General features: G+C 70.9%; 15 protein-coding genes. 8 read left to right on the top strand and 7 right to left on the bottom strand.

Annotation, left to right across the window (positions count from 1 at the left end):
• Both AC4IJH_RS29515 and AC4IJH_RS29510 read left to right on the top strand, forming a co-directional pair.
• Positions 1-180: hypothetical protein (locus AC4IJH_RS29515; protein WP_490854956.1), on the top strand; the 180-nt coding region annotated here is incomplete at its 5' end.
• Positions 181-219: 39 nt separating this feature from the next.
• Positions 220-975 carry a bestrophin-like domain gene (locus AC4IJH_RS29510; protein ID WP_490854955.1) on the top strand — a complete coding sequence of 252 codons (756 nt, stop codon included), beginning with the start codon at positions 220-222 and terminating at the stop codon, positions 973-975.
• Positions 976-993: 18 nt separating this feature from the next.
• On the opposite strand, the gene AC4IJH_RS29505 is transcribed toward AC4IJH_RS29510, so the two are convergent.
• Positions 994-1,833 (bottom strand): ion transporter, encoded by an 840-nt coding sequence (locus AC4IJH_RS29505; RefSeq protein WP_490854954.1) that lies wholly within the window; start codon positions 1,831-1,833, stop codon positions 994-996.
• A 132-nt stretch (positions 1,834-1,965) separates the two neighbouring features.
• Between AC4IJH_RS29505 and AC4IJH_RS29500 the strand changes: the two genes are divergently transcribed.
• Positions 1,966-2,289, top strand: a complete 324-nt coding sequence (locus AC4IJH_RS29500) for a GNAT family N-acetyltransferase (RefSeq protein WP_490854953.1) — start codon at positions 1,966-1,968, stop codon at positions 2,287-2,289.
• 119 nt (positions 2,290-2,408) lie between these two features.
• The gene (locus AC4IJH_RS29495; RefSeq protein WP_490854952.1) at positions 2,409-2,732 is read left to right on the top strand and encodes a hypothetical protein; all 324 of its coding nucleotides are present in this window, start codon (positions 2,409-2,411) and stop codon (positions 2,730-2,732) included.
• 104 nt (positions 2,733-2,836) lie between these two features.
• Here the strand turns inward: AC4IJH_RS29495 and AC4IJH_RS29490 are convergent, their stop codons facing one another.
• Positions 2,837-3,379: a YbaK/EbsC family protein gene (locus AC4IJH_RS29490; RefSeq protein WP_490854958.1), complete on the bottom strand. Its 543-nt coding sequence runs from the start codon at positions 3,377-3,379 to the stop codon at positions 2,837-2,839.
• A gap of 81 nt (positions 3,380-3,460) precedes the next feature.
• On the bottom strand, positions 3,461-4,033 hold the full coding sequence (locus AC4IJH_RS29485; RefSeq protein ID WP_490854951.1) for a helix-turn-helix domain-containing protein: 573 nt from the start codon (positions 4,031-4,033) through the stop codon (positions 3,461-3,463).
• Between the two features lie 94 nt (positions 4,034-4,127).
• On the opposite strand from AC4IJH_RS29485, the gene AC4IJH_RS29480 reads away from it, so the two are divergent.
• Complete coding sequence (locus AC4IJH_RS29480) at positions 4,128-4,997, top strand: EamA family transporter (protein WP_490854950.1); 870 nt, start codon at positions 4,128-4,130, stop codon at positions 4,995-4,997.
• 106 nt (positions 4,998-5,103) lie between these two features.
• On the opposite strand, the gene AC4IJH_RS29475 is transcribed toward AC4IJH_RS29480, so the two are convergent.
• On the bottom strand, positions 5,104-5,868 hold the full coding sequence (locus tag AC4IJH_RS29475) for an acyltransferase (protein WP_490854949.1): 765 nt from the start codon (positions 5,866-5,868) through the stop codon (positions 5,104-5,106).
• Between the two features lie 157 nt (positions 5,869-6,025).
• Between AC4IJH_RS29475 and AC4IJH_RS29470 the strand changes: the two genes are divergently transcribed.
• Positions 6,026-6,568: a gamma carbonic anhydrase family protein gene (locus AC4IJH_RS29470; RefSeq protein ID WP_490854948.1), complete on the top strand. Its 543-nt coding sequence runs from the start codon at positions 6,026-6,028 to the stop codon at positions 6,566-6,568.
• Between the two features lie 170 nt (positions 6,569-6,738).
• On the opposite strand, the gene AC4IJH_RS29465 is transcribed toward AC4IJH_RS29470, so the two are convergent.
• Positions 6,739-7,914: a glycosyl hydrolase family 28-related protein gene (locus AC4IJH_RS29465; protein ID WP_490854947.1), complete on the bottom strand. Its 1,176-nt coding sequence runs from the start codon at positions 7,912-7,914 to the stop codon at positions 6,739-6,741.
• Positions 7,915-8,063: 149 nt separating this feature from the next.
• Positions 8,064-9,299: an FAD-dependent oxidoreductase gene (locus AC4IJH_RS29460; RefSeq protein ID WP_490854946.1), complete on the bottom strand. Its 1,236-nt coding sequence runs from the start codon at positions 9,297-9,299 to the stop codon at positions 8,064-8,066.
• A gap of 80 nt (positions 9,300-9,379) precedes the next feature.
• Here AC4IJH_RS29460 and AC4IJH_RS29455 point away from each other — a divergent pair, with 80 nt between their 5' ends.
• A complete protein-coding gene (locus AC4IJH_RS29455; RefSeq protein WP_490854945.1) occupies positions 9,380-9,847 on the top strand; it encodes a MarR family transcriptional regulator in 468 nt (155 codons plus the stop codon).
• Between the two features lie 86 nt (positions 9,848-9,933).
• Here AC4IJH_RS29455 and AC4IJH_RS29450 read toward each other — a convergent pair whose 3' ends face one another.
• The gene (locus tag AC4IJH_RS29450; protein WP_490854944.1) at positions 9,934-10,605 is read right to left on the bottom strand and encodes a DedA family protein; all 672 of its coding nucleotides are present in this window, start codon (positions 10,603-10,605) and stop codon (positions 9,934-9,936) included.
• 818 nt (positions 10,606-11,423) lie between these two features.
• On the opposite strand from AC4IJH_RS29450, the gene AC4IJH_RS29445 reads away from it, so the two are divergent.
• Positions 11,424-12,245 carry an SDR family NAD(P)-dependent oxidoreductase gene (locus AC4IJH_RS29445; RefSeq protein WP_490854943.1) on the top strand — a complete coding sequence of 274 codons (822 nt, stop codon included), beginning with the start codon at positions 11,424-11,426 and terminating at the stop codon, positions 12,243-12,245.
• Positions 12,246-12,301 lie beyond the last annotated feature (56 nt).

The raw sequence follows: 12,301 nt of genomic DNA, 5'->3' as shown, positions 1-12,301 counted from the left end.
CAACCCCCCCGCCCGCTCCCCCTCCCCCACTACCGCGCTGCCGACGATGCGAAGCGCCCCAGCGGTCACTCCATGGTCACCACCACCATGGTCGTCACCACGCCCGCCGTCCTCGCGGCCGCGATGCTGCGCCCGCGCTCCCGCTCCCGGCCGTCCGCGAGCCGCGGCACCGCGCGCTGAGACACCCCCTCCCCCACCCCCTGGCCCCCGGAGACCCGCATGACGGAATGGCTCGTACTCGCCCTCGCCATGGCGCTGGCCTGCGCGGTCGTTCTGACCGTCACCCTGCTCAGGCACCGGCGGGTGCCCGAGGACGACGACCCCACCGAGACGCCCGACGTCCTGGAATACATGACGATGATGGTCGGCGTCGTCTACGCCATCGTGCTGGGCCTGGCCATCGCGGGAGTGTGGGAGGCCCGCAGCGCGGCCCAGGACGGAGCCCGCCAGGAGACGCAGGCCCTGCACGAGATCGGCGAACGCGCCCAGATCTACCCGGCGGACGTACGGGCCCGCATCCACCGGGACGTACAGCGCTACACCGAGCATGTGGCGACCGTGGAGTGGCCGCACATGATCGAGCGCCACGAACTCACCGACCGCGGCACCGCGCTCCTGGACACCCTGCGCAAGGACATCGCCGCGCGCCCGCCCGCCAACGACCTGGAGGCGCAGACCTATCAGCCGCTGCTCGACCAGGTCGCCGCCGCTGACGAGGCCCGCCGCTCCCGCGCGGACAACGCCCAGGAGACGCTGCCCGGCGTGGTCTGGTTCGGTCTGGTGACCGGCGCCCTGGTCACGGTCGGCCTGATCTTCACCCTCCAGATCAGGCGCTCGGCCAGGGAACTCCTCCTGGCCGGAACCTTCAGCGCCCTGATCGCCTTCCTCCTCTTCCTGGTCTGGAACTTCGACGCCCCCTTCGGCCGGTCCCCCCTGGACACGGCCACCGCCTTCCACGACCTGCTCCAGGCGTGAACGGCCCGCCGCTCGCCCTCACAGGCTCGCTTCGAGGTCGTCCAGCGCTTTACGGGCCGCCGCGATGCGCTCCCGCACCTCGGCCGCATCCACCCGCTCCGCCGCCTGCCGCTCCGCTGCCTCCTCCGACTCCCGGGCCTCTTCAAGGGAGTTGAGCACGACGCCGATCAGCAGATTGACCAGTACGAACGAGCCCAGCAGGACGTAGGACGCGTAATAGACGATCGTCCACCGGGAGATCTCCAGCCCGGCGCGCACCGCGTCCCCGATGCCGTCCAGGGTGAGCAGCAACAGCAGGGACAGAGCGGCGCGGCCGATCGAACCGAAGTGCCCGGGGTCGTCGTCGGCGAAGAAGACCCAGCCGACCATGGCGTACAGATACAGCAGCAGCGTGCCCACGAGCAGAAAGCTGAGGGTGCCCGGCAGGCTCTTGCCGATCGCGGTGACCACCACACGCAGCTGCGGCAGGAACCGCGCGGCGCGCAGCACCCGGGCGAGCCTCAGCAGGCGCAGCACGGTCGCGTTCTGACTGGCCACCGGCAGGAAGGCGCACAGCACGACCGCCACGTCGAACAGATTCCACGGATCGCGGAAGAAGTCCTTGGGCCGGTCGGCGTGCGCGCCGGCCCGCAGCAGGAGCTCGACGGTGAACGCCGCCAGAAACCCGTGCTCGACGAGCCCGATCCACTCATGCCAGCGCTGTACGACACCGGAGTACGTCTCGACTCCGAGCACGGCCGCGTTGCCCACGATGAGCACGAAGATCGCGGTGGCGAAGCGCCCGGATTCGGTGATGCGCCGACAGCGGTCGGCCAGGCTGCTCCGTAACGGCAGCGGCGATGCCGGGTGGCCCGTCACTTTGGTCCTTCAGTTGTTCGTTTGCCCGTTCCACGGCCGATGGCTCATCGGCCCAGTTGATCTTAAGGCCGGCCCGGAGGTTGTCGCGGCCGGAGGGAATCTCCGGCGGCCCCCGTCCGTTGGCCGTTCGTCGTGGACGGGGCGGAACCGGTCGGCGGTGGGCCGCACTTGGCGGCGTGCGCCGTCGGCAGTCTGGAGCAGCGGCTGCCCGCGCCCGGCCATCCCACCGGCCGCTTCGGCTTTGTCTACACCGTGTGCACCGACCCGCGCTATCGCGGTCGCGGCTGTGCGCGGGCCACGACCGAGGCGCTGCTGGAGTGGTTCGCCGCGCACGGGGTGTCCCGGGTCGATCTGCACGCCACCGAGGACGCGGAGCCGCTCTACCGGGCGCTGGGCTTCGCCGAGCACTCCCGCGCGCTCTCCCTGGACCTGCGCGGCCGCACGCCCGCCCGATAGCCCGCGCTTCACCGATTCAGCGCAGCCCAGCGCGCCGCCCGGCCCCGCTGCGGCCTACGTTCGTCAAACTCCCCTGCCGATGAACCCCCTCGCCGCGAGGGGATACGGAGGACGTCCCGATGAACACCACCCGTACCACGTTCGCCCTGCGCGCCGCCCTGGTCCCCGCGGCGCTGGCGCTGCTGACGGTGACGGCGACCGGCGCCGCAGCGGCCCCCTCACCGGACAAGATGCCCGATGTCACGGGAAAGAGCCTGGCCACGGCGTACGACGAGCTGGACTACGACACCAGCATCCGCATGGCCGATGCCCGCGGGGCGCACCGTCACATCCTGTGGCCCGCCAACTGGAAGGTCTGCGCCCAGGATCCGGCGCCGGGCGCGGACATCAGGAAGCTGCGGATCACCCTCAAGGCCGTCAAGCACGAGGAGAAGTGCCCCTGAGGGCACGGGATTTCGTACGGCGAGCGGCCCCTGGCGGGCAGCCGTTGACGGACGGGCTCAAGCGGGCGGGGGCTCGCCGATGAGCGGCCCCGTCCGGAAGGGCGTTACGCCCCCAGTCCCTCCAGGACCGTCGCGCCCGGCAGTTCGGCCAGTGCCTTGCCGGGCGCGATGATCTTTCCGCGCCGGGCGCCGCTGCCGATCAGGACGTACGGGAGGTCCACGACGGCGGCGTCGATGAGCAGCCGCCAGTGCGCGGGCAGGCCGATCGGCGTGATGCCGCCGTACTCCATGCCGCTCTCGCCGACGGCGGTGTCCATCGGGGCGAACGAGGCCTTGCGGGCGCCCAGTTGACGGCGGACGGCGCCGTTGACGTCGACCCGGGTGTGCGCGGGGACCAGGCAGGCCGCGAGGGTGACGCTCTCGCCGCGCTTGCCCGCCGCCACCACGCAGTTCGCCGAGCGGTCCAGCGGCCAGGCGGGGAAGTGCTCGGCGAAGGCCGCGGTGTCCGAGATCGCCGGGTCGCTGTCCACGTACAGGATCTCCTGCACCGGTACGGAGCCGGACCAGTCGCGCAGTGCGGCGGCGACCGGCGCGCTCAGCAGGTCGAGGCACTGGACGGCGGGGCGCACCGCATCGAAGGCGGCCATGGCCGCAGGGGCGTCAAAGGTGTTCACGGACTCCGACATGTTGATCAAACTAGCAGGTCAGGTGGTGTGCGCGGCAGCCTCTCAGCGGGCGAGCGGGATGGCCACCGCCATCGTCATCTCCACCGGCTGCGCGCCGTCGTTGCGGTAGCCGTGCGCGACCTTGGCCTCGAAGGTCGCCGAGGCGCCGGCCGGTACGAGGTGCTCCTGCCCGTCCACGATCAGGGTGAGTTCGCCGCTGCGGACGTGGATCAGCTCGGCGGTGCCCGGCGGGTGCGGATCGGAGGCGCTGTGGTCGCCGGGCATCAGCCGCCAGTCCCACAGCTCCACGGGCCCCGGGGCCTCGCCGCCGACCAGCAGATCGGTGTGGCTGCCCGCTTCGGTGGACCACATCCGTACGGCCTCGCCGGGCGCCACCAGCCGTACCTGCGGGCCCTGTTCGTAGTCCAGGAGCGTGGTGATGCTGACGCCCAGGGCGTCGGCGATCTTGACGGTGGTGCCCACGCTCGGGTTCGTGCGCGCCTGCTCGATCTGGATGATCATGCCGCGGCTGACGCCGGCGCGGGCCGCCAACGCGTCCAGGGTGTACCCGCGTTCGGTACGCCAGCGCTTGAGGTTGCGGGCGAGCGACTGGGTGAGCTGGTCGAGGTCCGTCACAGTCCGTCCAATATATTGATTTCCGCAGTTCAATTCCCTGCACTACGGTGTGGTGCACTTCAGCGTCCAGCTCACTGTACTGCGAGGTTTCCCCATGACTGCGGTCTTCGCCCTGGCCACCAGCCTCCTGTGGGGGCTCGCCGACTTCGGCGGCGGGCTGCTGACCCGACGCATGCAGGCGCTGACGGTGGTCGTGCTGTCGCAGGCCCTCGCGGTGGCGGTGCTGGGCGCGGTGGTCGTGGCCACCGGCGGCTGGCACGAGGCCGGTCCGCAGCTGTGGTTCGCGGTCGCGGCGGGTGTGGTGGGACCGGCCGCGATGCTCTGCTTTTACCGCGCCCTGGCACTGGGCCCGATGGGGGTGGTCTCCCCGCTCGGCTCGCTGGGCGGGACCGTGGTGCCGATCGGCGTCGGCTTCGCGCTGGGCGAGCGGCCCGGGCTGATGCAGGCGGCGGGCATGACCGTGGCGGTCGTCGGGGTACTGCTGGCGAGCGGGCCGCAGTTTCGCGGTGTCTCGGTGGAGCGGCAGACCATCGCCCTCACCCTGATCGCGGCCTTCGGCATGGGCGCGGTGATGGCGCTGATCGCGGCGGCGTCCACGACGGTGACCGGGCTCTTCCTCGCGCTGTTCGTGCAGCGGGTGTGCAATGTCGCGGTCGGCGGCACCGCGCTGTACGTGTCGCGGCGGCGGGGCAGTGCCGTACTCCCCGACGGGGGCTGGGCCACACTCCGCCCGGCGCTGCCCGCCCTCGCCTTCATCGGCATCGCGGACGTCGCGGCCAACGGCACCTACGCCGTCGCCGCCCAGAACGGCCCGGTCACCATGGCCGCCGTCCTCGCCTCGCTCTACCCCGTGGTCACCACGCTCGCGGCCCTGGGCGTCCTCAAGGAGCGGATGCGGGCCCTGCAGACAGCGGGCGCCTCACTCGCCCTGGTGGGCACGGTGCTGCTCGCCTCGGGGGGCTGAGACGGGTCGGTGGACAGCCGTCGGGTGGCCCCTCAAGGGGCGCGGGGAACTGCGCGACCAGCCACGACGTGCCCGCGGACGACACACCGCATACCCCTCGACGCGCTCAGCGCGCCCCCGGCTCCAGATCCCCCTCCTCCAGCCCGGCCAGCGCCAGCAGTTGCTGCGGCGTGACGCCCTCGGGCACCGGTACCGGCGCGGGCGTGCGCAGCGGCGGCTGCCAGCCCGCCTCGGGGTCCCAGCTGCGTACGACGCGGGCGGGCGCGCCCGCGACCACGGCCCGGTCGGGCACCTCGCCGCGGACCACCGCGCCGGCCGCGACGACCACGTTCCGCCCCAGCCGCGCGCCGGGCAGGATCACCGCGCCGGTGCCGATCCAGCTGCCGGAGCCGATCTCGACCGGCTCGGTGCGCGGCCACTGCTTGCCGACGGGCACGTCCGGGTCGTCGTAACTGTGGTTGGTGGTGGTCACGTACACCCCGGGGCCGAAGAAGCAGTCGTCCCCGATGGTCAGGCGCACATCGGCGATGACATGGCTGCCCCGGCCCAGCACCACTCCGTTGCCCAGCCGCAGTATCGCCTCGGGGCCGAGGTCCAGGTCGGGCATCATGCCCGCGGTCAGGGTCACGTCCTGCGCGATGATGCAGTGCTCGCCGACCTCGATCCACGGGTCACCGAAGATCGTGCCCTGCGGGAAGGCGAGCCGGGTGCCGCTGCCCAGGCGGCGGAAGCGGTACGGGCCGGGGCGTTCGGCGGTCACGGCCCCGGCCTCCTTGACCCATCGGGTCCCGCGGTGCACGGCGCGGGAGACCGCGCGGCGCCGCCAAGCCGCGATGGATGAGAACACGTTCTGGTTCGTGGGCACGGGCATACCGTACTCACTGCGCCGGTCAGGGCTCTCCTCCGCCCCCTGCCCTCTTCTGTGATCTACGCCCCAGCCGGTCCCATGGATCAGCGGCCGCGCCGACCCATACGGTGGCCTCACGGCCGACTCCAAGCGCCGGCGCAAGCCAGGAGAGGACACCACGATGACGTCGCAGTCACTGATCACGGCCATGGGCGGCAAGGAACCGCAGATCGCCCCCACGGCCTTCCTCGCCCCGACGTCGGTCGTCATCGGCGACGTCACCATGGGCGAGGGATCCAGCCTTTGGTACCACGCCGTACTGCGGGCCGACTGCGGCCCGATCTCCATCGGCGCCGGCACCAACATCCAGGACAACTGCACCGTGCACGTCGATCCCGGCTTCCCGGTCACCGTCGGCGACAACGTCTCCGTCGGCCACAACGCCGTGCTCCACGGCTGCACGGTCGAGGACGACGTCCTGGTCGGCATGGGCGCGACCGTCCTCAACGGCGCCCACATCGGCGCCGGTTCACTCGTGGCGGCACAGGCCCTGGTCCCCCAGGGCCTGCGGGTCCCCCCGGGCTCGCTGGTCGCCGGTGTCCCCGCGAAGGTCAAGCGCGAACTCACCGCGGAGGAACGCGAACACATCAAGCTCAACGCGACGATGTACCTGGAACTGGCACAGCAGCACCGCGCCGCGACGGGCGACGAGAGCGGCAGCTGACACACGCGCTCCTGGGCGAAGGGCGGGTGTCAGCCGAAGTTCTCGCCGGCAGGAGCGGTATCGCTTTGCTGGATGCCCGCGGACTCGGGCGCCGGGCTACTTGCGGCGACGACCTGAGGGACGCCGCGGGATTTCCCCGGGTGGCAGCGCATACCGGCATGGGCCGGTGATCAGGCGAGGGTGATGCGGTTGCCCGCCGATACCTCGGCTCCCACTATTCCGGCGCCGGCATAGCGGACGTTGTTTCCGGTGGCCGTTCCTCCGGAACAAGAGGTGAACAGGATTGCCGTGCCCGTTCCGTTGTGCTGGTACTTGACGACGTTTCCGGTGACGACACCCTCGTGGACGTACTGGAGGACGATTCCGTTGGAGCTGCGCCAGTCCCGCACGATATTGCCCGACACGATCACATTCTCCATCGGCCGGTCCTGCTGGCCGTAGACGCCGACCGTCGCGTACCGGGCGCCCTGCCCCGGAGAGTTCTCCAGGCCCATGTTCGACATCACGTTGTCGGCGACGACGATGTTCTCCGTCTGGGACCACCACCAGGACTCGTACGCGGCGTTGCGGACCAGCTGGACCATGATGCCGGAGTTGCAGTCCTGCAGCAGGTTGTTGGCGATCACGGCATTGCGCCAGTTCTCGGCCCGTATCCCGTAATTCTTCGATCTGGTCACGCGGTTGTTGACCACGCGGATGCCGTCGTGGAACTTGCCGGGTGCCGTGGCGGTGTGCGTCCCCACCAGCGCGCCGAACCCGTCGGAGGCGCAGCCGTCCACCACGAGGTTGACGCTGTGCGTGCCGTCGTCGCCCTCTTGAATCTGGATTGCCTCCGAGTAGAAGCGCGAGGGGGTCGGGGCGGTGAAACCCCGGAACACACAATTCCGGGCCGTGCCGTTGCGTACGGCCCGGAATTCGATCGCATGCCAGTCCGGGATGTTCTCGACGATCAGGTCCTCGTAGTGGATGTTCTCGCAGCACTGGATGCAGAACATGTCGAGATGGCTCATGTTCGTCGCGCCGCCGTCCCATCTGCCGCCGCTTATGGTGACGTTCGAGGGGCCATCGAAGCCGGTGGCTGTGAATCCTCCGCCGATCAGTACGTCGAAGACGGCTGTCTCGCTGCGGAAGACGTGGGCGCCGTGGGCCTGGATCGTGATGTTGCCGGAGTCGGGAATCAAGATTCCCGCGCTGTGTATCCGGTAGTGCCCGGCGGGAACGATCAGGATTCCGCCGCCGCTCGCGCAGAGATCGTCGACCGCTCGCTGAAAGTCCGTTGCGCAGTCGCTCGATCCGGTGGGATCCGCACCGTAGTGATCCACGAGATTGCGTATTCCGGTCGTCATTCACCGAGCGTACGGCGCACCGGCATTGACGTCTCGCCTCGAAAGAAGCCATTCCGCACCGAGCAGAAATGCACGAATTGCCCCTGTGTACCGTGCAGGCCTCCGGGAGATGGGCACGCCCGGCGGGGCACGGTCGCGCAAAACCCCTTTCAGCCGCGGGTGGTCGAGCGCCGCGGCAGGCTCCGGTCACCGGCGGGCGAGGGCGCCTCCCAGTCGGTGTGGTGACCGTATGTCCGCTGCATGTGCTTGCTGTTGGCGACCGTCCTGAGGAACAGCGGCAGCAGCGCATCGCGGACGATGCGGGCCATGGGCCCCGCGGTCTTGTTGCTGTTGGAGCGGGCCGCCTGCTGGGCGATGCGCTCGACCCGGGGGCGGCGCAGCGCCTCGTACGCCGCGAAGGCCTCGTGGACGCCGGGGCCGTCGCGCAGGCACTTCGCCAGTTCGACTCCGTCCTCGACCGCCAGGGACGCGCCCTGGCCCGAGCTGGGCGAGGGGGCGTGAGCGGCATCGCCGATGATGACCATCCGGCCGGAGTGCCAGTGGGGCACGCTCGGCATGATGTGCAGCGGGCTGGCCGGAAGGAGTTCCTGGCTGGCCTCGATCAGCCGCCCGGCCGGCCCCGCGTCGCGCGCGAACAGACGGGCCAGTCGGCCGCGCCACACCTCCGCGCCGATCGCCTCGACCTCGCCGCGGGCGGGCTCCTCGCGGCGCGGCACGTTGGCGAACCACCACACGTCGCCGCCGGGCTCCTGGGCGTAGCCGAAGAAGCCGCGCTTGCCGAAGATCATCCTGAAGGTGCCGGGTTCGGTGTCGAGGCGCACCCCGGAGGTGTAGCCGCCGAGCCCGACCAGGCCGACGTAGCGCGGCGCGGGCGCGGTGGGGTCGATGGCGCGGCGTACGGCGGAGTGGACGCCGTCGGCGCCGATGAGCAGGTCTCCAGTGGCTTCGCTGCCGTCGGCGAAGAGCGCGCGTACGCCCCGGGGGGTCTGCTCGGCCGAGACCAGCCGCTTGCCGTGCTCGACGGGTACCGCCCGGCGGCGGGCTTCGTCGTTGATGGCCTGGTAGAGATCGGCGCGCTTGAGGGTGTGGCTGACGATGCCGTCGCCGTCCCCTGCGGGGCGGCTGGCGAGGAACGTGCCGAGGCGCTTGCCGGTGCCGCTGTACATGACGATTCCGGGCGTGGGGAAACCCGCGGCGAGGGCGGGGGCGTCGGCGCCGATGGCGGCGAGCGCGTCGATGCCGTTGGAGCCGAGGGTGAGGAAGGCCCCGGCTCCCCCGGCGCCGGTGGGGTGGGCTTCGTAGACCGTGGCATCGATGCCCGCCCGCCGCAGCGCCATGGCGGCGACCGGCCCCGCTATGCCTCCTCCGATGACCAGTGCGTGCATGAGAAACCTCCGTCGCTTCACTACCACTACAGAGAGTTATTTAGTTCAATCTAACTAAACTGTAGGGGTAGACTGCCGCCATGCCAAGCCGCGAGGAAGAAAAGGAAGCAGCAGCGGTCGAGCGGGTGCTGCTGGCAGGCCGCGAGCTGAGCACCGCGGCCGTGCTCTTCCACTCCGCGCTCGCCGCCCGCCAGGGCATGAGCGCCACCGAGACCAAGGCCGTGGACCTGCTGCAGCGCCTGGGCCCGCTCACCGCAGGAGACCTGGCACGGCACACGGGACTGACGCCCGCCTCGGTGACCGCGCTGATCGGCAGGCTGGAGGAGAAACAGGCGGCCCGCCGCGTCCCGCACCCGGACGACGGGCGCAAGGTGCTGATCGAGTTCGACGGCCGGTTCGCCGCCACGGTCGCCCCGTACTTCACCGACTTCGTCGGCTCCCTGCGGGAGCTGTGCGCGGACTACTCCCCGGACCAACTCGCGCTCATCGCGGACTTCATGACCGAGGCCGCCCGCCGGCAGTCCGAGGCGACCGAGCGGCTCGCGTGAGCGGCTGCCGCCCGGGCGCGGAACGCAAGAAGCGGCCGGCCCTCAGGCCGACCGCTTCCCGTATTCTCGCGCGTCCGCGAGGTGCCTCAGTCGGTGACCGCCACGGGCTCCGCCGTGCGCTCCGGCGCCACGGCCGCCTGCGCCTCGCGCTTGGCGGCGGCCTTCTGCGCACGGCGCTTCATGACGACGAGCGAGCCGATGCCGAAGAGGACCGCGGCCACCAGGCCCAGCCAGGAGAACTTCTTGAGCCAGGACTCGGCGACCACGCCGACGCTGTAGATCAGCGCGGTGGTGCCGCCCGCCCACACGATGCCGCCCAGCACGTTGGCGATCAGGAACTTCCAGTACGGCATCTTCAGTACGCCCGACAGCGGGCCGGCGAAGATCCGCAGCAGCGCGATGAAGCGGCCGAAGAAGACCGCCCACATGCCCCACTTGTCGAACTTCTCCTCCGCCATGGCGACTTGGTCGGGCCCGAAGTGCTTGGGGAACTTCCGCCCGGCCCACTGGACCAGCGGCTGTCCGCCCTTGCGGCCGATCAGATAGCCGATGGAGTCACCGATGATCGCGCCCGCGGTCGCGCAGGCGCCGAGTACCACCGGGTTGATGTGGTCCTGTGTCGCGGCCAGGATCGCCGCGCTGACGAGAACGATCTCGCCGGGCAGCGGGATGCCCAGACTCTCCAGCCCGATGACCACCCCCACCAGCAGATAGACGCTCACCGCCGGTACGGTCTCGAGCCAACCCTGGACGTCCAACGCCGCTTCCTCCACACAGTGCGGGCCCCCGTGGGCCATTGACCGGCGCCTCGGGGCGCCGCTGGTCTTCCCCGTCACGCGCCACGCGGGCGGCGCATCGGCGCACCGTACGGGCGGCGCGCTCGGGAAGCCTACTCGATCGTCATGACACCGCCGGGTACCCCACTGGTTCCCCTGTCGCCCCACTGGTTGCCTGCACCCCCTGTTCTCCGCCCTCGTGCATCGGGGGTACCGCGCGTCCGTACCGCCGGGAAGCCGTACCCACCGGTGGGCTTGTCGTTCCGGCCGGTGACGATCTGGTTGCGGCGGCGCCGGCCGCCATTGCAAAGCGGCAGGGGCGGTCGTTGGCCCGGACATGGATGCTCTGACCTGTCGTGGATGGGATGGCGCGATCGGTGCGGCCCTGCTGGAGCCCTACTGGCTGCAATCCCCTGTTCTTGCGCATGGCGGCTGTCGGCCGGGAAGCCGCGGCCCGTCACCCACGCTCCCCGCCCACTGTCGCGCCGCGGGCCTCCCGGGGGCGGGGACCGTGCCGCCGGAAGACACGAACGAGGGCACGGTGGAAGGGAGTTGGGGGGTGCGGACCGTGATGGTGGGGATGTCCGTCGTCACGATCGTCGCGGGAGCCGTCGGCGTCGTACGCGGTTGAGCCGCCGCCTGCGTACGGGGGGGGCCGGGCCGCCGGGTGGCCCGGCCCTCCCCGTGCGCCCGGGGCAGAAAGCCCGCGGCGCGAAGGCCGAGCCGCGAAGGTGGTGGTCGTGACACCACCATGAGCCGACTCTCCGCACGCCGCGCGGGTGCCGACCACGATGGTCGGCATGATCAAGAACTCGCCTCGCACCGAGGCCGCCTCGCCCCTCGCCGACACGGCCTCCCGCCTCGCCGACTCCGCGCGTTTCGACGGAAAGGCCGCCCTGATCACCGGCGGCGCGTCCGGCATGGGATTCGCCACCGCCGAACTGCTGCTGGCCGAAGGAGCACGGGTCGTCATCACCGGGCGCGGCCATGAGCGCCTCAGCGCCGCCGCCGACCGCCTCGACGCCGGTGACCGGCTCCTCGCCGTACCCGCCGATGTCACCAAGTCCGCTGATCTGAAGCGGCTGACGGCGACGGTGGCCGAGCGCTTCGGCCACCTGGACATCGTCTTCGCCAACGCCGGCGTCGGCGTCTTCAAGCGCATCGAGGAGATCACCGAGGAGGACTTCGACCAAGTCGTCGACGCGAACTTCAAGGGGGTCTTCTTCACCGTCCAGCACGCCCTGGGGCTGCTCAGGGACGGCGGCTCGATCGTGATCAACGCTTCCTGGACGGCGCACCGCGGCCTCGCCACCGGTTCGCTGTACTCGGCCTCCAAGGCAGCGGCGGCCAACCTCGCCCAGACTCTGGCCAGCGACCTCGCGGCACGGTCGATCCGGGTCAACTCGGTCAGCCCCGGCTACATCGACACCGAGATGTTCCGCACGTCCGTGCCGACACCGGAAGCCGTCGAGGCCAGCCGCGAGCAGGTGGTCCTCCAGCGGATCGGCAGCCCCGAGGACGTCGCACGGACCGTCGCCTTCCTCGCCTCGGATGCGGCCGCGTACGTCAACGGCGTCGACCTGCTGGTCGACGGGGGCCTGGCCAACTCCCTTCCGGCCTGAAGCGCGAATCCCGCACCCCGAAATCCGCAGTCGAAGTCCGCAGTCCGATGCCTGAT

The organism is Streptomyces sp. UF-297, from assembly GCF_058245575.1.
Note: the sequence above shows the minus strand (reverse complement) of the source record. Positions and strands in the feature narration are given on the sequence as shown.

Bases quoted from the DNA above. Each gene is read 5' to 3' on its own strand.
- AC4IJH_RS29475 (WP_490854949.1), bottom strand. From the start codon at position 5,868: ATGCCCGTGCCCACGAACCAGAACGTGTTCTCATCCATCGCGGCTTGG.
- AC4IJH_RS29490 (WP_490854958.1), bottom strand. From the start codon at position 3,379: ATGGCCGCCTTCGATGCGGTGCGCCCCGCCGTCCAGTGCCTCGACCTG.
- AC4IJH_RS29455 (WP_490854945.1), top strand. From the start codon at position 9,380: ATGCCAAGCCGCGAGGAAGAAAAGGAAGCAGCAGCGGTCGAGCGGGTG.
- AC4IJH_RS29460 (WP_490854946.1), bottom strand. From the start codon at position 9,299: ATGCACGCACTGGTCATCGGAGGAGGCATAGCGGGGCCGGTCGCCGCC.
- AC4IJH_RS29495 (WP_490854952.1), top strand. From the start codon at position 2,409: ATGAACACCACCCGTACCACGTTCGCCCTGCGCGCCGCCCTGGTCCCC.
- AC4IJH_RS29465 (WP_490854947.1), bottom strand. From the start codon at position 7,914: ATGACGACCGGAATACGCAATCTCGTGGATCACTACGGTGCGGATCCC.
- AC4IJH_RS29510 (WP_490854955.1), top strand. From the start codon at position 220: ATGACGGAATGGCTCGTACTCGCCCTCGCCATGGCGCTGGCCTGCGCG.
- AC4IJH_RS29470 (WP_490854948.1), top strand. From the start codon at position 6,026: ATGACGTCGCAGTCACTGATCACGGCCATGGGCGGCAAGGAACCGCAG.
- AC4IJH_RS29480 (WP_490854950.1), top strand. From the start codon at position 4,128: ATGACTGCGGTCTTCGCCCTGGCCACCAGCCTCCTGTGGGGGCTCGCC.
- AC4IJH_RS29445 (WP_490854943.1), top strand. From the start codon at position 11,424: ATGATCAAGAACTCGCCTCGCACCGAGGCCGCCTCGCCCCTCGCCGAC.